At 71.9% G+C, this 24,862-nt stretch carries 25 protein-coding genes, 1 pseudogene and 1 riboswitch; of the genes and pseudogenes, 15 read left to right on the forward strand and 11 right to left on the reverse strand.

The annotated features are described in order from the left end of the window. Window positions 1–23: 23 nt before the first annotated feature. Complete coding sequence (locus ACGFX4_RS01505) at window positions 24–482, forward strand: ATP-binding protein (protein WP_393069237.1); 459 nt, start codon at window positions 24–26, stop codon at window positions 480–482. Window positions 483–734: 252 nt separating this feature from the next. On the opposite strand, the gene ACGFX4_RS01510 is transcribed toward ACGFX4_RS01505, so the two are convergent. The 4 genes from ACGFX4_RS01510 to ACGFX4_RS01525 are packed head-to-tail and all read right to left on the reverse strand — an operon-like array spanning window position 735 to window position 4,238. Continuing rightward, on the reverse strand, window positions 735–1,925 hold the full coding sequence (locus ACGFX4_RS01510; RefSeq protein WP_393069238.1) for an ABC transporter permease: 1,191 nt from the start codon (window positions 1,923–1,925) through the stop codon (window positions 735–737). Then, window positions 1,922–2,617, reverse strand: coding sequence for an ABC transporter ATP-binding protein (locus ACGFX4_RS01515; RefSeq protein ID WP_393069239.1), 696 nt, complete (start codon window positions 2,615–2,617; stop codon window positions 1,922–1,924). The genes ACGFX4_RS01510 and ACGFX4_RS01515 overlap by 4 nt, the downstream gene beginning before the upstream one ends. Then, window positions 2,614–3,717: a peptidoglycan-binding protein gene (locus tag ACGFX4_RS01520; RefSeq protein ID WP_393069240.1), complete on the reverse strand. Its 1,104-nt coding sequence runs from the start codon at window positions 3,715–3,717 to the stop codon at window positions 2,614–2,616. Before ACGFX4_RS01520 ends, ACGFX4_RS01515 begins: the two co-directional genes overlap by 4 nt. Continuing rightward, on the reverse strand, window positions 3,714–4,238 hold the full coding sequence (locus tag ACGFX4_RS01525; RefSeq protein WP_393069241.1) for a hypothetical protein: 525 nt from the start codon (window positions 4,236–4,238) through the stop codon (window positions 3,714–3,716). The genes ACGFX4_RS01520 and ACGFX4_RS01525 overlap by 4 nt, the downstream gene beginning before the upstream one ends. 142 nt (window positions 4,239–4,380) lie before the next feature. Between ACGFX4_RS01525 and ACGFX4_RS01530 the strand changes: the two genes are divergently transcribed. The 3 genes from ACGFX4_RS01530 to ACGFX4_RS01540 all read left to right on the forward strand — a co-directional run bounded on the left by ACGFX4_RS01530 (window position 4,381) and on the right by ACGFX4_RS01540 (window position 6,631). Then, window positions 4,381–5,037, forward strand: a complete 657-nt coding sequence (locus tag ACGFX4_RS01530) for a response regulator transcription factor (RefSeq protein WP_393069243.1) — start codon at window positions 4,381–4,383, stop codon at window positions 5,035–5,037. Then, entirely contained in the window at window positions 5,034–6,248 is a 1,215-nt protein-coding gene (locus ACGFX4_RS01535; protein ID WP_393069245.1) for a sensor histidine kinase, read from the forward strand. The genes ACGFX4_RS01530 and ACGFX4_RS01535 overlap by 4 nt, the downstream gene beginning before the upstream one ends. 188 nt (window positions 6,249–6,436) lie before the next feature. Continuing rightward, a complete protein-coding gene (locus ACGFX4_RS01540) occupies window positions 6,437–6,631 on the forward strand; it encodes a response regulator transcription factor (protein ID WP_393069247.1) in 195 nt (64 codons plus the stop codon). A gap of 12 nt (window positions 6,632–6,643) precedes the next feature. Here ACGFX4_RS01540 and ACGFX4_RS01545 read toward each other — a convergent pair whose 3' ends face one another. The 6 genes from ACGFX4_RS01545 to gcvT all read right to left on the reverse strand — a co-directional run bounded on the left by ACGFX4_RS01545 (window position 6,644) and on the right by gcvT (window position 12,619). Beyond that, window positions 6,644–7,576 carry a hypothetical protein gene (locus tag ACGFX4_RS01545; RefSeq protein WP_393069249.1) on the reverse strand — a complete coding sequence of 311 codons (933 nt, stop codon included), beginning with the start codon at window positions 7,574–7,576 and terminating at the stop codon, window positions 6,644–6,646. Between the two features lie 79 nt (window positions 7,577–7,655). After that, window positions 7,656–8,051 carry a peptidase inhibitor family I36 protein gene (locus ACGFX4_RS01550; RefSeq protein WP_393069250.1) on the reverse strand — a complete coding sequence of 132 codons (396 nt, stop codon included), beginning with the start codon at window positions 8,049–8,051 and terminating at the stop codon, window positions 7,656–7,658. A 135-nt stretch (window positions 8,052–8,186) separates the two neighbouring features. Beyond that, window positions 8,187–9,554, reverse strand: coding sequence for an L-serine ammonia-lyase (locus ACGFX4_RS01555; protein WP_393069252.1), 1,368 nt, complete (start codon window positions 9,552–9,554; stop codon window positions 8,187–8,189). Between the two features lie 140 nt (window positions 9,555–9,694). Further along, window positions 9,695–10,963 (reverse strand): serine hydroxymethyltransferase, encoded by a 1,269-nt coding sequence (glyA, locus tag ACGFX4_RS01560; protein WP_393069253.1) that lies wholly within the window; start codon window positions 10,961–10,963, stop codon window positions 9,695–9,697. 80 nt (window positions 10,964–11,043) lie between these two features. Beyond that, a complete protein-coding gene (gcvH, locus tag ACGFX4_RS01565; RefSeq protein WP_345699045.1) occupies window positions 11,044–11,421 on the reverse strand; it encodes a glycine cleavage system protein GcvH in 378 nt (125 codons plus the stop codon). 79 nt (window positions 11,422–11,500) lie between these two features. Next, window positions 11,501–12,619, reverse strand: coding sequence for a glycine cleavage system aminomethyltransferase GcvT (gcvT, locus tag ACGFX4_RS01570; RefSeq protein WP_393069255.1), 1,119 nt, complete (start codon window positions 12,617–12,619; stop codon window positions 11,501–11,503). A gap of 149 nt (window positions 12,620–12,768) precedes the next feature. After that, a riboswitch (glycine riboswitch) is annotated at window positions 12,769–12,873 on the reverse strand. Between the two features lie 111 nt (window positions 12,874–12,984). Here gcvT and ACGFX4_RS01575 point away from each other — a divergent pair. From ACGFX4_RS01575 to ACGFX4_RS01625, 11 genes and pseudogenes are all read left to right on the forward strand, one after another. After that, window positions 12,985–13,752 carry an enhanced serine sensitivity protein SseB gene (locus tag ACGFX4_RS01575; RefSeq protein WP_393069257.1) on the forward strand — a complete coding sequence of 256 codons (768 nt, stop codon included), beginning with the start codon at window positions 12,985–12,987 and terminating at the stop codon, window positions 13,750–13,752. 106 nt (window positions 13,753–13,858) lie between these two features. Then, window positions 13,859–14,710 (forward strand): enhanced serine sensitivity protein SseB C-terminal domain-containing protein, encoded by an 852-nt coding sequence (locus tag ACGFX4_RS01580; protein WP_393069258.1) that lies wholly within the window; start codon window positions 13,859–13,861, stop codon window positions 14,708–14,710. A gap of 395 nt (window positions 14,711–15,105) precedes the next feature. Then, entirely contained in the window at window positions 15,106–16,089 is a 984-nt protein-coding gene (locus ACGFX4_RS01585) for an ABC transporter permease (RefSeq protein WP_393069260.1), read from the forward strand. 59 nt (window positions 16,090–16,148) lie between these two features. After that, entirely contained in the window at window positions 16,149–17,909 is a 1,761-nt protein-coding gene (locus ACGFX4_RS01590) for an ABC transporter substrate-binding protein (RefSeq protein ID WP_393069262.1), read from the forward strand. Between the two features lie 110 nt (window positions 17,910–18,019). Next, window positions 18,020–19,030 (forward strand): ABC transporter permease, encoded by a 1,011-nt coding sequence (locus tag ACGFX4_RS01595; protein WP_393069264.1) that lies wholly within the window; start codon window positions 18,020–18,022, stop codon window positions 19,028–19,030. Continuing rightward, entirely contained in the window at window positions 19,027–20,073 is a 1,047-nt protein-coding gene (locus ACGFX4_RS01600; protein WP_393069266.1) for an ABC transporter ATP-binding protein, read from the forward strand. The genes ACGFX4_RS01595 and ACGFX4_RS01600 overlap by 4 nt, the downstream gene beginning before the upstream one ends. 28 nt (window positions 20,074–20,101) lie before the next feature. After that, the gene (locus tag ACGFX4_RS01605) at window positions 20,102–21,145 is read left to right on the forward strand and encodes an ABC transporter ATP-binding protein (RefSeq protein ID WP_393069268.1); all 1,044 of its coding nucleotides are present in this window, start codon (window positions 20,102–20,104) and stop codon (window positions 21,143–21,145) included. A gap of 45 nt (window positions 21,146–21,190) precedes the next feature. Then, a complete protein-coding gene (locus ACGFX4_RS01610) occupies window positions 21,191–21,982 on the forward strand; it encodes a class I SAM-dependent methyltransferase (RefSeq protein ID WP_393069269.1) in 792 nt (263 codons plus the stop codon). 8 nt (window positions 21,983–21,990) lie between these two features. Beyond that, a pseudogene (locus ACGFX4_RS01615) lies at window positions 21,991–22,431 on the forward strand (DUF6891 domain-containing protein); the annotation flags it as partial. 146 nt (window positions 22,432–22,577) lie between these two features. After that, the gene (locus ACGFX4_RS01620; protein ID WP_393069338.1) at window positions 22,578–23,357 is read left to right on the forward strand and encodes a ferritin-like domain-containing protein; all 780 of its coding nucleotides are present in this window, start codon (window positions 22,578–22,580) and stop codon (window positions 23,355–23,357) included. 59 nt (window positions 23,358–23,416) lie between these two features. Beyond that, a complete protein-coding gene (locus ACGFX4_RS01625) occupies window positions 23,417–24,076 on the forward strand; it encodes a trimeric intracellular cation channel family protein (protein WP_345699055.1) in 660 nt (219 codons plus the stop codon). Here ACGFX4_RS01625 and ACGFX4_RS01630 read toward each other — a convergent pair. Then, complete coding sequence (locus ACGFX4_RS01630; protein ID WP_393069272.1) at window positions 24,012–24,833, reverse strand: IclR family transcriptional regulator; 822 nt, start codon at window positions 24,831–24,833, stop codon at window positions 24,012–24,014. The two genes, ACGFX4_RS01625 and ACGFX4_RS01630, sit on opposite strands and share 65 nt — an antisense overlap. Window positions 24,834–24,862: the final 29 nt, after the last annotated feature.

Here is a 24,862-nt window from a genome sequence, read left to right on the forward strand (position 1 = left end):
TGGTGCTGGCAGATCTGGAACGGATGACGTCCGAAGAGCTGGAGCGGGCGTGCGTCGCGCTGCTCCGCGATCCCGCCGAGCCGCGGGAGGCTCCGCTGCCTTCCCGGCCGGCCTCGGCCGCGGTGGCGCGCCGCACGGTGCTCGCCCTGCTGCGCCTCTGGGGGCTCCACCAGCTCCTGGAGGCGGGGGAGTTACTCACCGGCGAGCTGGTCGCCAACGCCGTCCGGCACACCGGCGGCCGGATCGTCGGACTGCGGGTGATTCGCAGACCGGGCTGGCTGCGCGTCGAAGTGCGGGACTCCTCACGGGCGCTGCCCTGCCTGATCGTCGCCAACGAGACCGGCTACGCCACCGGCAACGGGCTCAAGCTGGTCGACTCGATCGCCGAGCGCTGGGGGGCGGACCTGCTGCCCCGCGGCAAGGCCGTCTGGTTCGAGCTGAAGGTGCGCGAGCGGGCCGGATCGGCCAACTCCCAGATGTGACCCACTCGTTCGAGTGAAGAGACAGTGCGGGGCCCCCGTCCACCGTGTGTGTGGTCTGGGGGCCCCTGCCATGTCACCGCGCCGGCCGAGGGGGTGCGTGCCACGCGGTGCAGACGGCCGAACCGGGTCCGGGAGGCCGTGGATCAAGAAGTCGGGGGTGTTTGTCCGACTTGCTCTACTCTCGCACGGCCTCACCCGCTGGAACAAATTGGATCCGAAGGTTTGTGGCTTACTTCACCTTCATATGCTAGGTCATGGTGTGGCCAGTGCCTCGGCGGGCGAGAGCCGGGCCGCCCGGACGGCGGGGTAGAGGCCGGCCAGCCCGCCGATCAGCAGCGTCGCGGCGATCCCGCCGGCCGCCGCCCACAGCGGCACCACCGTCGGCCAGCCCCGCGACACCGCGTACCCCGCGGTCGCCACCGTGCCCAGCGCCGCGCCGACCAGCCCGCCGAGCGCCGACAGCAGCAGCGACTCGGTCAGGAACTGCACCCGGATCTGCCCGCGGGTCGCGCCCAGCGAGCGCCGCAGTCCGATCTCGGCCCGCCGCTCCAGCACCGAGATCACCATGGTGTTGGCCACCCCGATCCCGCCCACCAGCAGCGCCACCGAGCCGAGGCCCAGCAGCAGCCCGCTGAGCGCGGTGTCGGTGGCGCGCTGAGCGGCCAGCGCGTCCGAGGGTCGGGAGACCCGGACCGCGGACGGCGACTCCGGGTTGGCGGTGGCCGCGAGCACCGACCGGACTGCCTCCACCGCGGGCGGCGCGGCTCGGACGTACAGCTGGGTGGGATGCCCGTCGAAGTGCAGCAGCCGCTCCGCCGAGGGCCAGCCGATCAGTGCCGCCGAGTCCAACTCGGAGGCCAGCGGCACCGGTTCGAGGATCCCGGCGACCGAGTACCACTGCCCGCCCAGCCACACCCGGGTGCCGGGGACGGTGATGCCGAGCCGGTCCGCGGCACGGGAGCCGAGCACCACCCCCGGGTACTCCTCGGTCGCCGGGTTCAGCCAGCCGCCGGTGCGCACCCGGGCGCCCACCGCGGTGGGCAGCTCGGCGCGGGCGGCGAGCACCGCGATGGAGTTGGTCCACCCGTCAGGGATGTGGTCGTTGCGGTAGACGGCGGTGTTGGGGATCCGGCCGACCGCCGCGACGGACTCCACCGGGCCGACCCGGCGCACCATCGCGGGTGACTCGACCGGCAGCCGGGCGGCCGTGCCCAGCAGGTCGTTGCCGGGACTGACGGTCAGCAGGTTGGTGCCGAGCCGGTCGAGCGTCCGGTCCAGGTCCGCCCGGCCGGAGCTGGAGATCCCGATCACGGCGAGCATCGCCGCGATGCCGATCGCGATGCCCAGCGCCGAGAGCACCACGCGCAGCGGACGGGCCCGCAGCCCGGCGGCGCCGACCCGGGCGACGTCGGCCGGGCGCAGCCGGGCGGGGGTCCAAGTCATGCGGGGAAGCCTTCCGGACGGGCGGCCGTGACCCGGCCGTCGTGGACGTGGACCTGGCGCGGCAGTCGGGCCGCGGTCTCCAGGTCGTGGGTGATCACCAGGACGGTGGTGCCGGCCCGGTGGAGTTCGTCGAGGACGCCGAGCACCGCCGCGCCGGAGGCGGAGTCCAGGTTGCCGGTCGGCTCGTCGGCCAGCAGCAGGGCCGGATCGCCGACCACCGCGCGGGCGATCGCCACCCGCTGCCGCTCGCCGCCGGACAGCTCGTGCGGCCGATGGGTGAGCCGGTGGCCGAGGCCCACCCGGACCAGGGCCGCCTCGGCCGCCGCCCGCCGGCCGCGCATCGGCACTCCCGCGTACAGCAGGCCGTCCGCCACGTTGTCCAGCACCGGGATGCCGGGTGCGAGGTGGAACTGCTGGAAGACGAAGCCGATCCGGCGGGCCCGGAGCGCGGACAGCCGCCGGTCGGAGAGGGTGGCGATGTCGTGGCCGTCGATCACCACGGTGCCCTCGGTCGGCCGGTCCAGGGTGCCGATGATGTTCAGCAGCGTGGACTTGCCGGAGCCGGACCGGCCGACGATCCCCAGCAGCTCGCCCCGGCCGACGGCCAGGTCCACCTCGCGCAGGGCGGTGACGCCGCCCGGGTAGCGCTTGGAGACGCCGCGCAGCTCCACCACGTTCGGACGGTCGGTCATCCGGGCAGCCCCACCGTCAGGTCGGCCGCCAGGTCGGGGCCGCTGACCTCGACCCGGCCGTCGGCGAACAGGCCGGTCCTCACCGCCACCGTGCGGGTCGTGCCGCCCTCCACCAGTTCCAGGCCGTACCCGCCCTCGGCCAGTGCCAGCAGCGCGGCCACCGGGACGGTGAGGACGTCCTTGCGCTCCTCGCCGTTCCACCGGATGTCCACCGGGGAGCTCTCCAGCGGGCCGAGTGCCGCCTGGTCGGCCACCGTGAGGGTGACCGGCAGGGTGGCGTTCTGGGCGGCGGGTGCCGCGCCGCCGCCCGCGGCGGCGCCACCCTCCCCGTCGGCCTGGCCGGACGAGGCCTGGCTGCCGATCCGGGCCACCACGGCCTCGGTGGTGCGGCCGCCCGGCACGGCGACCTGCACCGTGCGGCCGGCCACCGCCCAGGCCGCCTCGTTCACCCGTACCTGCGCGGTGACCACCTTGGCCGGGCCGGTGGCGGTGAGCACGTCTCCGGTCGCGTCCGCGCCGATCCGCGCGGTGCGCGCGGCGATCCGGACCGCCTCGGGAGCGAACACCACCGCGTCGGCCGTGAGTTGACCGGTCTCCGGGCGGCCGAGCGCCTTCTGCCAGCGCTTCACCGCCGCCACGGTGGTGGCCGAGAAGGTGTCGTCCACGGTGAAGCCGGTGTAGCCCAGGGCCGCCAGGTTGCGCTCGAACTGCTCCACGTCCGGGCCCTTGGCGTCCAGGCCGAGCGTCCGGTACACCGGCAGGCTGCCGTACATCAGGACCACCGGGAGGTTGTCGGCGCGGAGCAGCACCTCGCCGCGGGAGACCGTGGCGCCCACCTCGGGCAGCCAGGTCACGGTGCCCCCGGCCCTGGAGCGGATCGGCGTCGCCGTGCCGTAACCCAGTTCGCCGGTGAGCGAGTTGGTGGTGGCCAGGGTCTGCCGGGTGATCTTCGTGGTGACCGCCGGGCCGTGCGCGGCCGGGGCCTGCGCCGGTCCGCCGCCCGGGCGCAGCAGCAGCGCTCCGCCCGCCGAGGCCGCCGCGATCGCCACCGCGGTGGTGAGCAGTCCGAGGCGGCGGCGCCGCGAGGAGGTTCCGCTCATGCGCCCGGCACTCCGGACTCCAACGCGTACGGCTGCACCGAGCGGCACGCCTCGGCGGCGGACGCGCGGGCCGGGTCGGTCTTCAGCCGGGCCGCCAGCTCGTCGGTCAGCGCGGGCTCCCCGGTGGCCGGATCCGGGTCCGGGTAGTAGGCCAGGCCGTGCTCGCGCATGCAGGCCGAGTACCTCCGCCGGGCCTCCAGGTCCTGCGCCGAGAGCTTGGACGGTGCCGCCGCGGCGGGCTGGTACTGCCGGCACTTCTCGGTCGCCCGGGCGATCCGGTCGACCGGGTTCTTCTCCTTGTCGATGACCGGCTGGCCGTCCGTGCCGTGGGTGAGCACCACACCCTCGCCGCGCAGGCAGTCGGTCAGCTTCCTGGCCTGCTCGGCGCTGTCGGCGGTGGCGGTCGCGGAGGCGCCGCCGGCGCTGGCGACCTTCGGCGGTTCGGCGGTGGACCCGCAGGCGCTCAGACCGAGCGCGGCCAGCAGCGCCAGCGCGGCGACGGTGGGACGGACAGGTGGCATGGCGGGACTCCCGGGTGCTCGCATCCTCGATGGGGCACCAGGACAGCCCACGGCCTGTAAGCCGCCCGTGAGCGAAACCGCTTACGGTTTCCTTACTGTCCGTGCGGCAAGGTGCCCGGGACACACGGGGGAAGGAGACCGGATGCGCGTGCTGGTGGTCGAGGACGAGGTCCTGCTGGCCGACGCGATCGCCGAGGGCCTGCGCCAGGAGGCCCTGGCCGTCGACCTCGCGTACGACGGCGCGGCCGCGCTGGAGCGGCTCGGCGTCAACGAGTACGACGTGCTGGTCCTCGACCGTGACCTGCCGAAGGTGCACGGCGACGAGGTCTGCCGGCAGGTGGTCGCCCACGGCTGGGAGGTCCGGGTGCTGATGCTGACCGTCTCCGGCGAGATCTCCGACCGGGTCACCGGCCTGTCCCTCGGCGCCGACGACTACCTCACCAAGCCCTTCGCCTTCGCCGAACTCGTCGCCCGGGTGCGGGCCCTGGGGCGCCGCTCGCGGCCCGCGGCGCCGCCGGTGCTGTCCCGCGCCGGGCTCACCCTGGACACCGGGCGGCGCGAGGTGTTCCGCGACGGCCGGTACATCGCGCTCTCCCGGAAGGAGTTCGCGGTCCTGGAGGAACTGCTGCGCGCCCAGGGGCAGGTGGTCTCGACGGAGCAGCTGCTGGAGCGGGCCTGGGACGAGAACATCGACCCGTTCACCAATGTGGTCCGGGTCGCGGTGATGACCCTGCGCCGCAAGCTCGGCGAACCCCAACCGGTCCTCACCGTGCCCGGCGTCGGGTACCGGATCCCGTGAACCGCCTCGCCTCCGCCCGGCGGTGGACCGTCCGGGTCCGGCTCACCCTGCTGTACGGCGCGCTGGTCCTCGCCTCCGGCGTCGGCCTGCTCTCGCTCAGCTACGCGCTGCAGGAACGGGTCGTCGCCGACCGGCTGTCCGACGCGCTGGCCACCGCCGCGCTCGGCACCGAGAGCCCGAGCGGGACCGTCGGCAGCGACGGCCGGGTCAGCTACTCCGAGGAGGACCAGCGCCGGGCCACCGAGCAGAAGGCCCGGCTGCACGCCGTCGCCGAACGGGTCCGCAGCGACTTCCGCGGCGAGATCCTGCCCCCGCTGCTCACCAGCAGCGCCCAGGCGCTCGGGGTGTTCGCGATCGGCGGCCTGGCGGTCGGCTGGGTCGTCTCCGGCCGTACGCTGCGCCCGATCCGGCGGATCACCACCACCGCCCGCCGGGTCGCCGAGGGCAGCCTGGACCAGCGGATCGCGCTCGACGGCCCGCACGACGAGCTGCGCGAGCTGGCCGAGACCTTCGACGCGATGCTGGCCCGCCTGGAGTCCGCCTTCGACGGGCAGCGCCGGTTCGTGGCCAACGCCGCGCACGAGCTGAAGACGCCGCTCGCCATCAACCGCACCCTCATCGAGGTCGCCCTGAACCGGCCCGACGCCACCCCGCAGCTCGCCCGCCTCGGCGGCTCCCTGTTGGAGGTCAACCGCCGGCACGAGCGACTGATCGACGGGCTGCTGGCGCTGGCCCGGTCCGAGCAGCGGGTCGCCGACGCCGTCCCCGTCGACCTGGGCGCGCAGCTGAGCAGCGCCGCCGACGGGGTGCGGGAGGAGGCCGCGCACGCCGGGGTCGAGCTGCGGCTCGATCCCGGCGTGACACCGCTGCGCGGGGACCCGGCGCTGCTGGAGCGGATGGCGCAGAACCTGCTGCAGAACGGGATCCGCTACAACGTGTCGGACGGATGGGTGTCGGCCAGGACCGAGTCGACCGGCGGCCGGGTGCGGCTGCTGGTCGAGAACAGCGGGCCGCTGGTGCCCGCCGAGGACGTCCCGGCGCTGTTCGAGCCGTTCCGCCGGCTCGCCGACCGGGTGGGATCGGCCCAGGGCACCGGTCTCGGCCTGTCGATCGTCCGCTCGGTGGCCCGGATGCACGGCGGCGAGGCGACCGCGACCGCGCGCCCGGCCGGCGGACTGCTGGTCGAGATCACGCTTCCGATGGAATTGTGAATTCCACCCTTCGGCCCCGTTGCGGCAAAAGGTTAGTCCGTATCCGAATGCCGTTCCCGGTGATATGGTTCGGAATGGCGTGCGGGGCCGTGTCGAGCTAGCCGAGTCGATTTCTCTGGGGGATGGGAATGACCAGTGCAGAGGCTTTGCGTGAACGGATCGACGAAGTCGTCAGGAGCGTCGACCAGATGAGTCCGAGGGAAATCGCGGTATTCTCCCTGCTGCCGACCGGTGCGACCAACCGGGAAGTGGCCCGGGAGCTCAGCATTTCCGAGCGGACGGTGAAGTTCCACGTCGCCGCGATCCTGCAGAAGCTCGGTGTGCGCTCCCGGGTCGAGGCCGCGATCGCCTCGTACGTCTGGCGCGGACGCCGGGAGAGATGAGCGACCGGCGGGTCAGCGGGTCAGCGCGGCGGCCAGCTTCAGCCGCTCGTCCAGCTGGCCCCTGGCCCGCCGGAGAACCTCGCCGTTCCGTTCGATCTGCCGCTTCTGGTAGGCGACTTCGACGGTCGACCAGATGCCCACCAGGTTGACCTCCCGCTTGCACGCCACATCGGCCTCGGCGGCGGCCACCGCCTCGGGGGCGTTCGCGCTCGCCGGGGTCAGGCCCAGTTCCTTCAGCGGGGAGACCGGGTTCTCCGCGTGGAAGCCGGCGTGCGCCAGGCAGGACGACCAGGCCGCGACCGCGGCGCGGACCCGGGAGTCGGCCTTGGAGTCGTTGTACGCCTGCACGGCCAGGTTGAAGACCAGCTGCGGGTCGACGGTGTCCGCGGCCGGCGCGAAGAGCTTGAGCCGCGACTCGGTCAGGCAGCCGCCGACCGGCACCCTGGCCCCGCCCAGCACGCGCTCGCTGCCGCCCGAGCGCTCGGCGTCCTGCTGGTTCCTCGGCAGCGCGGACGGGGCCAGCTTCTCCTCGCCGAACAGTGCCAGTGCCTCGTCGCTGCCCGGGGCGGGCGTGCTGCGGGTCGGCTTCTCCCCGGGCGGCACGGCGTAGCCGTCGCGGGCGGCCACCGAGGCGTCGGTGAGGCCGTAGCGCCGGCTGTTCTCCTCCTCGCCGTCCGGCCCGGCCGGGCGCGGCGCGAACCGGAATCCGAAGCGCTGCATGCACTGGTCGATCAGGGCGTCCTGCGCCTTCTCCAGCTCGCGGTGCCGGGCCGCGTCCACGTCGTACGACTGCAGCGGGTACACGACCCGGCGCGCGTCCAGCAGGGTCGGGAAGGCGGGCACCTCCGGCTCGGCGGAGGCGCGGCCGGACGGCTGGGCGCACGCGGCGGTCACCAGCGCGGCAGCGGCAAGGATCAACGACAGACCGACCGGCCGTCGGGTCATCTCGGGCTCCAGGAATGGTGGTTGGCCGACAGAACGGCCGTCCGGCCCCCGCGCGGGGGCCGGACGGCCAGGGGTCGGGTCAGCGGTAGTACGCGGACGAGACCTTGTTCTTGAAGTTGGTGCTCGCGTTGCTGCTCACACCGGCGTCGATCCAGCCGTGCACACCGCCGCGGTTGGCGTCGGTGTAGACGTCCCAGGTCAGGGTGTCGCGGTTCCAGTACGACTCGGCGTTGTCGTTGGCCGAGATCGAGGTGCCCGGGAAGGTGTCGTTGCTGAAGTCGGCGTCGCTGACGTACAGGTCGAACACGTAGCTGCTCTGGTTCTGCAGGAAGTACAGCCCGAGCTCACCGGGAGTGAGGCTGCCGTCCTTGCCGGCGGCCGAGGCGGTGCCGGCCGTGGCCAGCGCGCCGGCGCCCAGAGCGGCGACCGCGACCCCCACCGCGACGGAACGGCGGATTGCATTTCCGATACGCATGGAATTCTCCCCACGTGATTTGCGGGGGCCGATGCCCCCGCCGGAGAAGAGTTCAACACGGAGTAAAAGCCGGCGTACAGCTGTCTCTCGGTACAGCTGTACGCCGGTACAGGGTGGAAAAGCGACAGGAATTGGTCAGCACTCGATGACGTTGACGGCGAGGCCGCCGCGCGAGGTCTCCTTGTACTTGATCTTCATGTCGGCGCCGGTCTCCTTCATGGTCTTGATCGCCTTGTCGAGGGAGACGTGGTGCCGGCCGTCGCCGCGCAGCGCCATCCGGGCGGCGGTGACGGCCTTGACCGAGGCCATGCCGTTGCGCTCGATGCAGGGGATCTGGACGAGGCCGCCGACCGGGTCGCAGGTGAGGCCCAGGTTGTGCTCGATGCCGATCTCGGCGGCGTTCTCGACCTGCTCGGGGCTGCCGCCGAGGACCTCGGCGAGGCCGCCGGCGGCCATCGAGCAGGCGGAGCCGACCTCGCCCTGGCAGCCGACCTCGGCGCCGGAGATGGAGGCGTTCTCCTTGAAGAGCATGCCGATCGCGCCCGCGGCGAGCAGGAAGCGGACGATGCCGTCCTCGTCCGCGCCGGGGATGAAGTTCAGGAAGTAGTGCAGGACGGCCGGGATGATGCCGGCGGCGCCGTTGGTGGGCGCGGTGACCACGCGGCGGCCGGAGGCGTTCTCCTCGTTCACGGCCATCGCGTAGAGGGTGACCCACTCCATCGCGTTGGCCGGGCCGATGCCCTCGGCACGCAGCGCGCGGGCCCCGGCGGCGGCACGGCGGCGCACCTTGAGCCCGCCGGGGAGGATGCCCTCGCGGGCCATGCCGGCGGCGACGCACTCCTGCATCACGGCCCAGATCTGCAGCAGGCCGGAGCGGATCTCGGCCTCGCTGCGCCAGGCCTTCTCGTTCTCCAGCATCAGCCCGGAGATGGACAGGCCGGTCTCGCGGGTGAGCCGCAGCAGTTCCTCGCCGGTGCGGAAGGGGTAGCGCAGCTGGGTGTCGTCGGGGACGACGCGGTCGGCGCCGATGGCGTCCTCGTCGACGACGAAGCCGCCGCCGACCGAGTAGTAGGTCTTCTCCAGCAGGGTGGAGCCGTCGGCGGCGAACGCCCACAGGGTCATGCCGTTGGCGTGGTACGGCAGGGCCTTGCGCCGGTGCAGGATCAGCTGGGTGTCGGGGTCGAACGGGATCTCGTGGGTGCCGAGCAGCATCAGCCGCTTGTCGGCGCGGATCCGCTCGACGTCGAGGTCGGCCCGGTCGACGTCGACGGTGCGGGGAGAGTTGTTCTCCAGGCCGAGCAGGACGGCCTTGGGGGTGCCGTGGCCGTGGCCGGTGGCGCCGAGCGAGCCGAACAGCTCGGCGCGCAGCGTGGCGACGTCGGCGATCAGGCCTTCGGACTTGAGGCGGCGGGCGAACATCCGGGCCGCACGCATCGGGCCGACGGTGTGCGACGACGAGGGGCCGATGCCGATGGAGAAGAGGTCGAAGACGCTGATGGCCACGGAGGGACGTCCTTGTCTGGTCTCGTGGGGTAAACAGAGGGCGGTGACATGGGACGGGGCACCGCGCGCACTGTCCAGTGTGCGCGGTGCCCCGGAAAACCACGGGTGCCGGCCCGGTGAGGCCGGTCACCCGGTGCGGCTTACAGCTCGGGGTAGAGCGGGTGCTTCGCGGCCAGGGCGGTGACCCGGGCCTTGAGGGCGGCGGCCTTGGTCTCGTCGAAGCCCGGGAGGAGGGTCTCGGCGATGACGTCGGCGACCTCGCGGAAGTCCTCGGCGTCGAAGCCGCGGGTGGCGAGGGCCGGGGTGCCGATGCGCAGGCCGGAGGTGACCATCGGCGGGCGCGGGTCGTTCGGGACGGCGTTGCGGTTGACCGTGATGCCGACCTCGTGCAGGCGGTCCTCGGCGTCCTGGCCGTTGAGCTCGCTGTTGCGCAGGTCGACCAGGACCAGGTGCACGTCGGTGCCGCCGGACAGGACGGTGGCGCCGGCGGCGGCCACGTCGTCCTGCAGGAGGCGCTCGGCGAGCAGCTTGGCGCCCTCCAGGGTGCGCTGCTGGCGCTCCTTGAACTCCTCCGAGGCGGCGACCTTGAAGGCCACGGCCTTGGCGGCGATCACGTGCTCCAGCGGGCCGCCCTGCTGGCCGGGGAAGACCGCAGAGTTGATCTTCTTGGCCCACTGCTCCTTGCACAGGATGACGCCGCCGCGCGGGCCGCCCAGGGTCTTGTGCGTGGTGGTGGTGACCACATCGGCGTACGGCACCGGGGAGGGGTGCAGGCCGGCGGCGACCAGGCCGGCGAAGTGCGCCATGTCGACCATGAGGAGGGCGCCGACCTCGTCCGCGATGCGGCGGAACTCGGCGAAGTCCAGCTGGCGCGGGTAGGCGGACCAGCCGGCGATGATCAGCTTGGGCTGGTGCTCCTTGGCGAGGCGCTCGACCTCGGCCATGTCGACCTGGCCGGTCTTCTCGTCGACGTGGTACGCGGCCACGTTGTAGAGCTTGCCGGAGAAGTTGATCTTCATGCCGTGGGTCAGGTGACCGCCGTGGGCCAGGTTGAGGCCCAGGATGGTGTCGCCCGGCTGGATCAGCGCGAACATGGCGGCGGCGTTGGCCTGCGCGCCGGAGTGCGGCTGGACGTTGGCATGCTCGGCGCCGAACAGCTCCTTGATGCGGTCGATCGCGATCTGCTCGACCACGTCGACGTGCTCGCAGCCGCCGTAGTAGCGGCGGCCGGGGTAGCCCTCGGCGTACTTGTTGGTCAGGACCGAGCCCTGGGCCTCCATGACCGCCACCGGGGCGAAGTTCTCGGAGGCGATCATTTCGAGGGTGGTCTGCTGGCGGTGCAGCTCGGCGTCGACCGCGGCGGCGATCTCCGGGTCGAGCGCGTGCAGGGACTGGTTGAGAACCGTCATGAGGTGGATCTCCCCGTGGAGCGGGTGGGCGGAGGCGGGGCGGCCGCCGCGCTGCGGCCGCCCCCGGGACACGAGTCGGGTCAGCCGCCGATGAAGGCGGTGTACTCCTCGGCGCTGAGCAGCTTGTCGGTGGCCTCGACGCGGACCTTGAACAGCCAGGCGCCCTCGAAGGCCTCCGCGTTCACCAGCGCCGGGTCGTCGATGACGGCCTGGTTGACCTCGGTGACCTCGCCGGTGGCGGGGGAGAACAGGTCGCTGACCGACTTGGTGGACTCGAGCTCGCCACAGGTCTCACCCGCGGTGACGGTGTCACCGACCTCCGGGAGCTGGACGTACACGATGTCGCCGAGGGCGTCGGCGGCGTGGGCGGTGATGCCGACGGTCGCGACGGCGCCCACCTCAGCGGTGGTCAGCCACTCGTGCTCCTCGGTGTACTGCAGGTGCGTGGGGTTGCTCATGACGTCATTCTCCAGGATCGCAAGAGGGTAGGGCGGAGCCGTCCGCTGAGCGGACCGGGCAGTGAAGGGGGGAGGAAGCTCAGCGGGCGCGCTTGTAGAACGGCAGCGCCACGACCTCGACCGGCTCGTGCTTGCCGCGCACGTCCACCGCGACCGCGGTGCCCGGCTCGGCGTGCGCGGCGTCCACGTACGCGATGGCGATCGGCTTGCCCAGGGTGGGGGAGGGCGAGCCGGAGGTGATGGTGCCGATCGGGGTGCCGTCGGCGGCGACCACGGTGTACTCGGCGCGCGGGACGCGCTTGCCGTCCGACACCAGGCCGACCAGCTTGCGCGGCGGGTTGGCCTCGGCCTGGGCGGCGGCGGCCTCCAGCGCCTTGCGGCCGACGAACTCGCCGCCGTTGGTGGTCTTGTCGAAGCGGACGACCCGGCCGAGGCCCGCGTCGAACGGGGTCAGCTCGGTGGTCAGCTCGTGGCCGTACAGCGGCATGCCGGCCTCCAGGCGCAGCGTGTCGCGGCAGGACAGGCCGCACGGCACCAGGCCCTTGTCGGCGCCGGCCTCGGTGAGGGCGGTCCACAGGTGCGCGGCGTCGGCCGGGGCGCAGAAGATCTCGAAGCCGTCCTCGCCGGTGTAGCCGGTGCGGGCCAGCCAGACGTCCTTGCCGGCCACGGTGGCGGGCAGCAGGGCGTAGTACTTGAGGCCGGGCAGGTCGGCGTCGGTGACCGAGCCGAGGATGCCGTTGGCCTCCGGGCCCTGGACGGCGATCAGCGCGTAGGCGTCGCGGTCGTCGCGGACCTGGACGTCGAAGCCCTCGGTGCGGGCGGTCAGCGCGTCCAGCACCACCTGGGCGTTGGAGGCGTTGGCGACCACCATGTACTCGTTCTCGGCGGTCCGGTAGACGATCAGGTCGTCCAGGATGCCGCCGTCCTCGCGGCAGATCATGGTGTAGCGGGCGCGCAGCACGCCGAGCGCCGAGATGAAGCCGACCAGCGCGTGGTCCAGGAACTCGCCGGCCTGCGGGCCGGAGACGGTGATCTCGCCCATGTGCGAGAGGTCGAAGAGACCGGCCTTGGTGCGGACCGCGAGGTGCTCCTCGCGCTCGCTGCCGTAGCGCAGCGGCATGTCCCAGCCGGCGAAGTCGGTCATGGTGGCACCGAGCGAGCGGTGAAGCGCGTCGAGCGCGGTGAGGCGGAGGGACATGACGGCAGAGCTCCTTGGCTGCATATGGGCATGCGGGGGTGGAGTCTCCCCGTCTGTCGTCACAACCTGAGAGCTTCACCGCATCCAAGGATGGCGGCTTGCACCGTGGGTGGGCGCACGGCGCGGCCGTGTCCACTTTCCAGATGTGCCTCGCCCGTGCGGTATGGGTGCCTGAGAGATTCCGGGGAGGACTTGCTCCTTCGGCGCCGGTCGCGCCCCCGACAGGGGCGTTCCGGCTCTCCCGCGCGGGTTCGAGCGGCCAGTATGAAGTTCGGCGCGCACATCATGGCATGCCCGGCGCCCGGTAGGGGAGTGCACCCCGGCGGATACGCTTCTCACAGCAGTGGATCTGAAGGGGTGGACCGATGGATTTCCCGGTGGGTGAGGCTCCGCAGGGCGGCGCGTGGCCGGCCAACGAGCTGGAGCAGGTGCTCACCGCGGCGCTCGGCGATCCGGGGGCGACGCCCCGGGTGATCGAGGTGCTGGGCCGCAGCCAGGTGTGGATCCCGCTGCCGGCGGGCGCGGACCCGCAGGGCGAGTCGCTGGACCTGCCGACCATCGAGCTGGCCGGTGCGCCGTACGTCCCGGTGTTCTCCTCGCAGGAGGTGTTCCTGCGGCACGCGCCCGGCATGGCCTTCGCGGTCGCCCCGATGTGGGAGTTCGCCCGCGGACTGCCGCTGGGCATCGGGATCGCGGTCAACCCGGAGGCCCCGGTGGGCATCCCGGTGCCGCCGGAGGGCGTGGGCGAGCTGCGCCGCGGCCCGCAGGGCGACCGCTGGGCGGCCGAGGGGATCCAGGAGGGGGCCCGGGTGGCGCTCAAGGAGCCCGATCCGCACCAGGAGCCGTTCGCCTTCCTGGCCGCCGTGACCACCGAACTCGCCGCACTTCCGGGCGTGCTGACGGCGCGTCGGGCGCTGGCCCGGGTGGAGGGCGAGCCGACCCTGCTGTACGTCGGCGTCCAGCTGGACCCGGCGCTGCCGGCCGACCCCGCGGAGGTCAACCAGGCGCTCGGCCGGGCACTGGGAACCGCCGCCCCGGCCTGGCGCGTCAACCTGGTGCTGTTGGACCTGGTCGCGGACCCGGTGGTCGAGTGGCTGCTGACCCGGGTGCAGCCGTTCTACGTCCGGCCGTGACGGGGCGGCGGCGGTGACCGGCCAGTAGGGGGACGGCGGCATGACGAGTGTCCGGCCCGCCCCATAGGGTTGGCCCGACACCGCAGGGCGGACGGAAGAGGGCGACGTGACGGGAGCAGCCGGCGACCCGGGCGCGATCGAGCGCGCCCTCAGAGAGGTCGCACCGGAGCGCTGGGCGGCGTACGAGACGCTGCTGCGGGCGCTCGCCGAGGGCAGGGTCTGGATGCTGCTCTGGCACGGCACGCCCGGCAGCCCGGACGCCCAGTACGGGAACATGGAGATCGGCGGGATGGGGTACGCCCCGTGCGTCACCTCGCCCGAGCAGCTGGCGGCCAGCGGCTGGTCGCGCGGCCACGAGGTGATCTCCGGCCTGGAGATCGCGAACGCGCTGTACCGCACCCGCTGGGGCCTGTGGCTGGACCCGCACCGCCCGGGCGGCGGCGTCGGCATCCCCTGGGCGGACCTGCGCCGGGTCGCGGTCGGCCTGGACCGGCTGCCGGCCGGCCCGCTGCGGATCTCCGAGCCCCAGCTGCCGGCCCCGGCGTTCTACGCGGTGCTGCAGCAGCAGGCGGGCGAGGTCCGCCCGCTGCGCTCGCTGCGGGTGGCCTGGGTGCAGCCGGCCCTGGGCGAGCCCTACCTGGCGGTCGGGCTGGACCTGTACGACACCTCGCCGCCGTCGATCGAGGCGGCCCGGGCCCTGGTGCTGCGCGCGGCCGCGCAGGCGCCGGACGTGCCGGCGGTGTCCACCGTGATGCTGGCGGACGAGTTCGACCCGGTCGCGATGTGGATGTGGGCGCACGGGCGCCCGGTGTTCGACCGGGGCGCGCAGTACGGCGGCGCGCCGGGCCAGGCCGGGCCCCCGCAGTCGTACGCCGGTTTCGGTTACTCAGCGCCACCGCAGCAGGCGCCCGCCCCGGGCTGGCCGCAGCAGCCGTGGCCGGGTTATCCGGGCCGCTGAAAAACCTTCGTACACCCCCGCATTGACCTTTTGTCAGGTCGGCGGGGGTTTCTGCTGTCCGGGCTGCCACCTGGCACTATTCCGCCACTGGCGAGGTCTCGTCAGCGTGCGTCTTGACGGACATGTAACACGTATGTGAAGAGCGATATACCGCGGCAACGATCGTGCATGCCGACAGATCACGGTTGGGCATCTCTCCTCGATGGGGGCTGGCGCCCGGTGCTCGCCATGACAGAGAGTGCTGCGCAACCCGCCTGTTGCGCACATCGCACGAACTTCTGCACCGCCGCTAGGTGTTCGGCACCACCGCAATCCGCACAGCACTGCACCGCACCCGTTGCAACCGCTGCGACTCCGTGGGCCGGCCACCGTCGGCGAGGGGAACGAACTGACTCATGACCACACCCACCGAGACCATCGGCGCCGAAGCCGAGCCGGTCGCCGCCGCGGCCAAGCAGATCGAGGGCCGCTCGCTCGGCCGGATCGCCTGGACCCGCTTCAAGCGTGACAAGGCCGCCCTCGCCGGCGGCGTGGTGGTGATCCTGCTGGTGCTGCTCGCGGTGCTGGCCAAGCCGATCGAGGCCGTCTTCGGGCTCGACCCGAACAAGTTCAACCAGGACCTGCTGGACGCCAACCTCGGCGGCATCCCGGTCGGCGACTTCGGCGGGATGAGCTGGAGCCACCCGCTCGGCATCGACGTCCAGTACGGACGCGACATCATGACCCGCATCATCGAGGGCTCCTGGGTGTCGCTGCTGGTCGCCTTCTGCGCCACCGTGCTCTCCAACGTGATCGGCACCGCGCTCGGCATCATCGCCGGCTACTACGGCGGCCGGGTCGACACCGTGATCAGCCGGCTGATGGACATGTTCCTGGCCTTCCCGCTGCTGCTCTTCGCGATCGCCATCTCGGCCTCGCTCAAGGACGGCGCCTTCGGCCTGCACGGCACGCCGCTGCACATCGCGGTGCTGATCTTCGTGATCGGCTTCTTCAACTGGCCGTACATCGGCCGGATCGTCCGCGGCCAGACCCTCTCGCTGCGCGAGCGCGAGTTCGTCTTCGCGGCCCGCAGCTTGGGCGCCCGGACGCCGTTCATCCTGTTCCGGGAGCTGCTCCCGAACCTGGTCGGCCCGATCCTGGTCTACTCGACCCTGCTGATCCCGACCAACATCCTCTTCGAGGCCGGCCTGAGCTTCCTCGGCGTCGGCGTCGAGCCGCCGCAGGCCTCATGGGGCGGCATGCTCGCGGACGCGATCGTGTACTACCAGGTGGACCCGCAGTTCATGCTCGTCCCCGGCCTGGCGATCTTCGTCACGGTGCTCGCCTTCAACCTGCTGGGCGACGGGCTGCGAGACGCCCTCGACCCCAAGAACAACTGACCTCGGGTCAGGTATCCACCGCCACCCTCGCTCCTAACGTCAAGGGGTTGATCTCTCCCATGCGCAGGTCCCGTATCACCGCGCTGACCGCGCTCGCCGCGGCCACCGCTCTGGCCCTCACCGGCTGCTCGAGCAGCAAGGGCGGCAGCGGCGACTCCGGCGGCACCAAGGCCTCCGGTGCCAACGCGGCCACCAAGGCGGTCGTGAACGTCTCGGACAAGAAGGGCGGCACGGTTGTCTACGAGCACTCCGACGTGCCGGACTCCTTCGACCCGGGCAACACGTACTACGCGTACATGTACAACTTCTCGCGCCTGTACGGCCGCCCGCTGACCACCTTCCAGCCGGCCGCCGGCGAGGAGGGCAACAAGCTCGTCCCGGACCTGGCCGAGTCGTTGGGCAAGGTCAGCGCCGACGGTCTGACCTGGACCTACAAGCTGCGTGCGGGCCTGAAGTACGACGACGGCTCCGCGATCACTTCCAAGGACGTCAAGTACGCGGTCGAGCGCTCCAACTTCGCGCCCGACGTGCTGTCCAACGGCCCGACCTACTTCCACGACCTCCTGGTGGACAACCCGGAGCCGTACCAGGGCCCGTACAAGGACAAGACCGGCGACCTGAAGTCGATCGAGACCCCGGACGACACCACCATCGTCTTCCACCTGAAGCAGCCGTTCGCGGACTTCGACTACCTGGTCTCCGCCCCGCAGACCGTGCCGGTCCCGCAGGCCAAGGACACCGGTGCGGACTACGTGAAGCACATCGTGTCCTCCGGCAGCTACAAGTTCGCGAGCTACGAGGACGGCAAGGAGGTCAACCTCGTCCCGAACACCAACTGGGACGCCAAGACCGACCCGATCCGCAAGCAGCTCGCCGACAAGATCCAGGTCAAGCTGAAGATCGCGCAGGCGACCATCGACCAGGACCTGCTGGCCGGCAACGCCCAGGTCGACCTGGCCGGCAAGGGTGTCGACCCGCAGACCCAGGCCAAGATCCTGCTCGACCCGAAGCTCAAGGAGTCGACCGACAACGCCTACGGCGGCCGTCTGGTCTACACCGCGATCAACACCAAGGTCGCGCCGTTCGACAACATCGAGTGCCGCAAGGCCGTCCAGTACGCGATCGACAAGGTCTCGGTGCAGACCGCGATCGGCGGCCCGATCCGCGGTGACATCGCCTCCACCGTGCTGCCCCCGGACATCCCGGGCCACCAGGACTTCAACCTCTACGAGACCGCCGGCAACAAGGGCGACGAGGCCAAGGCCAAGGAGGCCCTGAAGGCCTGCGGCAAGCCGGAGGGCTTCACGACCAACATCATGGCCCGTCAGGACCGCTCGACCGAGGTCGCCTCGGCCACCGCGATCCAGGCGGCCCTGAAGAAGGTCGGCATCACCGTCGAGATCCAGCAGTTCCCGCAGGGCAAGTACTTCTCGGACTTCGCCGGTGTCCCGGCGTACACCCAGGAGCACAACACCGGTCTGATCATGATGCAGTGGGGCGCCGACTGGCCGACCGGCTACGGCTTCCTGCAGCAGGTCGTCGACGGTGACGCCATCAAGAAGTCCGGCAACACCAACCTCTCGCAGCTGAACGACCCCGCGATCAACAAGCTGCTGGACGACGCGATCACCAACCCGGACCGGGCCGCCCGCGAGAAGATCTACGGCGACATCGACAAGAAGACCATGGAGGCCGCGGTCATCGTCCCGCTGACCTACTACAAGGTCTTCCTCTACCGCCCGGCCGGCGCCAGCAACCTGGGCTCCACCCCCGCCTTCTCGGGTCAGTACGACTACCTGAACATCGGTCTCACCAAGTAACTCCTGGCTCCAGACCCTGGCTCCACACCCCTGAAGGCAGGTGAAGGCAGCGGCGCCCGCCGCCGACCCGGACACCCCGGGCGGAGGCGGGCCGCCGCGGCCGCACAACTATGCTCGCCTACATCATCCGAAGGATCGCCGCAGCCGTCCTGCTGCTGCTGGTGGTCAGCGCGATCACCTTCGCGATCTTCTTCGTGCTCCCGGCCCTGGCCGGTGAGACCACCGACCAGCTGGCCGCCCAGTACGTCGGCAAGAACCCGAGCCCCGAGGCGATCGCCGCGGTCAAGCAGAACCTCGGCTTCGACCAGCCGCTCTACGTCCAGTACGGGCGTTTTCTCAAGGGCCTGGTCAGCGGCGCCGAGTACCAGTTCGGCCCGGACCCGGTCACCTGCAACGTCCCCTGCTTCGGGTACTCGTTCAAGAACCACGTCGAGGTCTGGCCGGAGATCTCCTCCCGGATCCCGGTGACCTTCTCGCTGGCCATTGGCGCGGCTTTCATCTGGCTGCTCTCCGGTGTCGCCACCGGTGTGGTCTCGGCCCTGCGGCCGCGCTCGTTCTTCGACCGCGCCTCGATGGGCATCGCCCTGGCCGGCGTCTCCGCCCCGATCTTCTTCACCGGCCTGCTGGTGCAGTGGCTGTTCCACTACAAGTGGGTGGTCTTCGACAACATCGAGTACGTCGAGTTCGCCGAGGACCCGTTCGCCTGGGCCGGCCACCTGATGCTCGCCTGGATCTCGCTGGCCTTCCTGTACTCCGCGCTCTACGCCCGGCTCACCCGCGCCGGAATGCTGGAGACGATGAGCGAGGACTACATCCGCACCGCCCGGGCCAAGGGCCTGGACGAGAAGAAGGTCGTGGTCCGGCACGGTCTGCGCGCCGCGCTGACCCCGATCATCACCATCTTCGGCATGGACCTCGGCCTGCTGCTCGGCGGCGCCCTGATCACCGAGCAGGTCTTCTCGCTCAAGGGCATCGGCGCCTACGCCGTCCAGGCCATCGGCGAGAACGACCTCCCCAAGGTCCTCGGCGTCACCCTGGTCGCCGCCTTCTTCATCGTCATCTGCAACCTCCTGGTTGACCTCCTGTACGCCGCTGTCGACCCCCGCGTGAGGCTGTCATGATCGAGCCCGAGAAGCCGTCCTCCGGGGCCTTCCTCTCCGTCCGCGACCTGCGGATCCACTTCGACACCGACGACGGCCTGGTCCGCTCGGTGGACGGGGTCAGCTTCGACCTGGAGCGCGGGAAGACCCTCGGCATCGTCGGCGAGTCCGGCTCCGGCAAGTCGGTGACCTCGCTCGGCATCATGGGCCTGCACAACTCGCGGCGGGCCCGGATCACCGGCGAGATCTGGCTCGACGGCGAGGAGCTGATCGCGGCCGGCCCCGAGCGGGTGCGCAAGCTGCGCGGCCGCGAGATGTCGATGATCTTCCAGGACCCGCTGACCGCGATGCACCCGTACTACACGGTCGGTCAGCAGATCGTGGAGGCCTACCGGGTGCACCACCCGGAGGTCAAGAAGAAGGACGCCCGCAAGCGCGCGGTCGAGATGCTCGACCGGGTCGGCATCCCGCAGCCGGACCGCCGGGTGGACGACTTCCCGCACCAGTTCTCCGGCGGCATGCGCCAGCGCGCGATGATCGCCATGGCACTGGTCAACGACCCCTCGCTGCTGATCGCCGACGAGCCGACCACCGCGCTCGACGTCACCGTCCAGGCCCAGATCCTCGACCTGATCCGGGACCTGCAGCAGGAGTTCGGCTCCGCGGTCATCATCATCACGCACGACCTCGGCGTGGTCGCCGAGCTGGCCGACGACATCCTGGTGATGTACGGCGGCAAGCCGGTCGAGCGCGGCCCCGCGGCCACCCTCTTCGAATCCCCCGAGCACCCCTACACCTGGGGCCTGCTCGGCTCGATGCCCCGGCTCGACCGGGAGCTCCAGGACCGGCTGACCCCGGTCAAGGGCACCCCGCCGAGCCTGATCAACGTGCCGTCCGGCTGCGCCTTCCACCCGCGCTGCCCGTACGCCGAGCTCACCGGCGGGCGGTCCACCAGCGAGCTGCCGGTGCTGGCCGAGGCCGCACCCCGGCACCACGCCGCCTGCCACCTGCCGATCGCCGAACGCCACCGGATCTTCACCGAAGAGATCGCGCCCCGGCTGTGAGCACGTACCACCCACTTGGAGACAACCGATGACGGACAGCCAGACGGCGGCCGAGCCCGTGAAGGTGCCCGCACCCGCGCCCGCCTCCGACCGCGAGCCGCTGCTCCGGGTCACCGGCCTGACCCGGCACTTCCCGGTCACCAAGGGCCTGCTCAAGCGCCAGGTGGCCGCCGTCCGCGCGGTCGACGGGATCGACTTCACCGTCAACGCCGGTGAGACCCTCGGCGTGGTGGGCGAGTCCGGCTGCGGCAAGTCCACCATGGGCCGCCTGGTCACCCGGCTCGACGAGCCGACCAGCGGGAAGATCGAGTTCGAGGGCGTGGACATCACCCACCTCGGCGCCGGAGCGATGCGGCCGCTGCGCCGCGACATCCAGATGATCTTCCAGGACCCGTACTCCTCGCTGAACCCCCGGCACACCATCGGCACCATCGTCGGCGCGCCCTTCCGCCTGCAGAAGGTCGCCACCGAGGGCGGCGTCAAGAAGGCCGTCCAGGAGCTCCTGGAGCTCTGCGGCCTCAGCCCCGAGCACTACAACCGCTACCCGCACGAGTTCTCCGGCGGCCAGCGCCAGCGCATCGGCATCGCCCGGGCGCTCGCCCTCAAGCCCAAGATGATCGTCGCGGACGAGCCGGTCTCGGCGCTGGACGTCTCGATCCAGGCACAGGTGGTCAACCTGCTCGACGACCTGCAGAAGGAACTCGGGCTGACCTACCTGATCATCGCCCACGACCTCTCGGTGGTCCGGCACGTCTCGGACCGGGTCGCGGTGATGTACCTCGGCAAGATCGTCGAGATCGCCGACCGGGACTCGCTCTACGCGAAGCCCATGCACCCCTACACGACCGCGCTGATGTCCGCGGTGCCGGTGCCCGACCCGCGGCGCAAGGAGCAGCGCGAGCGGATCCTGCTCAAGGGCGACGTGCCCTCGCCGCTCAACCCGCCGTCCGGCTGCCGCTTCCGCACCCGCTGCTGGAAGGCCCAGGACATCTGCGCCACCCAGGAGCCGCAGCTCACCGCGGCGAAGGTCGGCCACCAGGTGGCCTGCCACTTCCCCGAGAACGGTGACTGAGTAGCCTCGACTCCGGCACGGCCTTCCGAGGCTGGAGAAAGTTGCATGGAGTTCGCCGAGTTCGAGCGGCGCGGCTGGGCGCTGCGCAGTGGCACCTATGACAGCGGGTTCGGGGCGATGACCGCGGCGCTGCACCCACGGCTGCTCGACGCCGTGGGTGCCGCCGCCGGCACCCGGCTGCTGGAGGTCGGCTGCGGGACGGGACGGCTGGCGGCGCTGGCCCACGGCCGGGGCGCCGAGGTGACCGCCACCGACGCCGTCCCGGAGATGGTGAAGGAGGCGGCCGTCGCGCTGCCCGGCATCCGGGTGCGGGAGGCCGCGCTGCCCGGCCTCCCCTTCCCCGACGGCGGGTTCGACGCCGCGGTGGGCGCGTTCGTGGTCAACCACGTGCCCGACCCGCCGGGCGCCGTCGCCGACCTGCACCGGGTGCTGGCCGCCGGCGGCCGGGTCGCACTGTCCTGCTGGGACACCCTGGCCCGCAACCGGGCGCAGGGGATCTTCTTCGACGCGGTCGCCGAGACCGGCGCGGCCCGCCCCGACGACCTGCCGAGCAGTTCGCCGTTCGCCCCGTACGCCACCGCCGAGGGCCTGGCCGGCCTGCTCACCGCCGCCGGCTTCACCGAGGTCGTGGTCGAGCCGGTCACCTGGACGCACCGGGTCGACCCCCAGCGCTGGTGGCAGGACGTGCTGTCCGGGACGGTCCTGACCTCCTCCCTGATCGAGGGCCAGCCCCCGGCCGTCGTCGAGCGGATCCACGCCGCCTACCACCGCCTGGCGGCCGCCCACCCCGACGGCCTGCCGGTCGCCGCCCTGCTGGCCTCCGGCACCCGCCCCTGACGGACCGGCTGGCCGAGACCGCCGAGGAGTACCTGATCTCGGGCGACCGCCGCCCGGTCTCGCCCGAGCAGGCCCGGCAACTGGCCGAGCGGATGTGGCTGGAGCGGGTGGCGGAGCAGGAGGAGTGGGACGGCGACACCGACCCGGACCGGCTGGGCCGTGCGTTCGCCGCGCTGGAGCGCTCCGGCATCACCGCCCGGGAGCACTTCACCTGCTGCCACTCCTGCGGGCAGAGCGAGATCCACGCGGCGGGCGCGCCGGACGCCCGCGGCTTCGTCCACTTCCACCAGCAGTCCACCGAGGGCGCCGTCGAGGGCTACGGCCTCTCGCTGTACTACGGCGGCTTCGACGGCTCGGAGGCGGCCGGCCTGCCGGTGCGCTGGGACGGCGACCCGGGCCGCGCCCTCGACGTGACCCCGCTGGACTGGCGCCGGCGCCTGGTCGGCTGAGCCGGGCCCGGGCGGGGCGCCCGCTAGCCCGACTGCGGCAAGCCTGTCCTTCGTCCGGCGGAGCACGGCCGCGCTGCTGTTGCCGCCGGGCGGGGCGGCTGCCTTGACTGGACGGTGTTCCCGGCTCCGTTCGAGGGGTGGCAGCGATGCTCTCGGCCCGCAGTCTGTTCATGGAGATCCACGACGACGACCAGGCCTTCCGCCTGTTCTGCTCGATCGCGGCGAAGGGCGAGGACCAGGGCGGCTGGGAGAACGGCCGGATCGCCAAGCTGGTCCCGGACCAGGTGCTGGCCCCCAAGGTCGCCCGGCACGGCGCCGACGAGGACAAGCACGGCCGGATCTTCAAGGCGCTGCTGCACAAGCGCGAACTGGAGACCGTCGAGGTCCCGGACGACACCGACTACACGATGATCCTGGAGCGTCAGGGCATCGGCCTGGCGCACAGCCGGCTGCGCCGCGACGAGATGCTCTCCGAACAGGACGTGATCACCTACCTCGCGCACAGCCGGGTCACCGAGCAGCGGGCGTCCGAGCAGATGCTGCTGCTGAAGAAGGTCTTCGGCGACCACCCGGAGATCGGCCGCGCGGTGCGGATGATCTCCAACGACGAGGACAACCACCTGGCGTTCTGCCACGAGGAGCTGCTGCGCCTGGCCGCCGAGGGCCACGGGCGGACCATCCTCGACACCCTGAACGAGACCGCCCGGGCGGAGATCCGCACCTACCGGGACGTCAGCCTGGCGGTGATGCAGCACATGGGCGAGCTGCTGCGCTGGCCGAAGGCCAAGTCCGCGGCGCTGGCGGCCGGCATCCACGGCGTGCACGCCTACGAGCGGCTCGGCGGCTGGCGGCGGATGACCCGGTTGTCGATGCCCGAGCGGCTGAACGCGCTGGGTGGACCGGCACCGCACGAGACCTTCGCCTAGCCTATGATTCACAGCCGTATCGGCAACCCAGCCTGCGTCTCGCAGGGGAAGCTCGGCAAGTGACCTCAGAGATCTTTCCGCACGGGGTCCAGCAGACGCTGGACCTCGTCGGCATCTTCGTCTTCGCGCTCTCCGGCGGCCTGCTCGCCGTCCGCAAGAACATGGACATCTTCGGCATCTGCGTGCTGGCCGAGGCGACCGCGCTCGGCGGCGGCGTGCTGCGCGACCTGGTGATCGGCGCCACCCCGGTCGCCGCCTTCACCAACCTCGGCTACTTCGTCACCCCGCTCGCCGCCGGGGTGGTGGTGTTCTTCCTGCACCCCGAGGTCGAGCGGATCAACCTCGCCGTGCAGACCCTGGACGCGGCCGGCCTCGGCCTGTTCTGCGTCACCGGCACCATCAAGGCGCACGACTACGGCCTCGGCTCGGTCTCCTCGGTCGCCTGCGGCATGCTCACCGCCGCCGGCGGCGGCGTGGTCCGCGACGTGCTCGCCACCGAACCCCCCTCGCTGCTGCGCTGGGACCGGGAGATCTACGCCGTCCCCGCGCTGATCGGCTCGGCCGTGGTCGCGATCCTGATCGCCACCGGGAGCCTCACCCCGCTGAGCGCCTCGCTCGCCGCCGTCACCGCCTTCGTGACCCGGCTGCTCGCCCTCAAGTACGGCTGGCGCGCACCTCGTGCTTGGCACCGCAACGGTTCTCGCACCAGCGAGGAGTAGGCGAGCCGCCGTACGCCAGCGAGATCGCCTCGACCGTGCACAGCAGCTCCGGCAGCAGCCGGCTCAGCTCGGTCGCGCTCACCACCCGGACCGGCGCCGAGATCGAGCACGCGGCGATCGCGCTGCCGTCCGTCCCGGCGATCGGCGCCGAGATGCAGTTCACCGACTCCTGGTATTCCTCCTCGTCCACCGCCCAGCCCCGGCGCTGAACCTCGGTCAGCTCCGCCCTGAACTCCTCCGCGGTGCGCACCGCCCGCCGGGTCCGGGCCGGGAAGCCCTGCTCCGCCAGCGCCGCCGCCAGCCGCTCCGCCGGCAGGCCCGCCAGCAGCACCTTGCCCGCCGCCGTCGCCACCACTGGGGCGCGCCGGCCGATCCGGCTCGCGTCGCCCAGCCAGGTCCCCGCCGTCTCCGGGTAGCGGGCCTCCACCTTGTCCAGGTAGAGCACCTCGCCCTCCTCCAGCACCGACAGGTGCACGGTGTGGCCGTAGCGCTCGTTCAGGGAGGCCAGGTACGGCGCGGCGACCTGGCGGATGTCGATGCCCTCCAGGGCCTGGTGCGCCAGCGAGAACATCCGTCCGCCCAGCCGGTACCGGTGGTCCGCCTGCCGGGTCACGAAGCCGTGCTCCTGCAGCGTCCGCAGCAGCCGCAGCGCCGTCGACTTGTGCACCCCGATCCGGGCCGCCGCCTGCTCCAGCGAGGCCGGCCCGTCACCCAGGGACGCGAGGATGGTCAGCGCCCGGTCGACCGTCTGCGACACCGTCGTCCACACCCCTTTCACACGCCGGT

Origin of the sequence: Kitasatospora sp. NPDC048365 (assembly GCF_043200835.1) — a bacterium.
Taxonomy (GTDB): Bacteria; Actinomycetota; Actinomycetes; order Streptomycetales; family Streptomycetaceae; genus Kitasatospora; species Kitasatospora terrestris.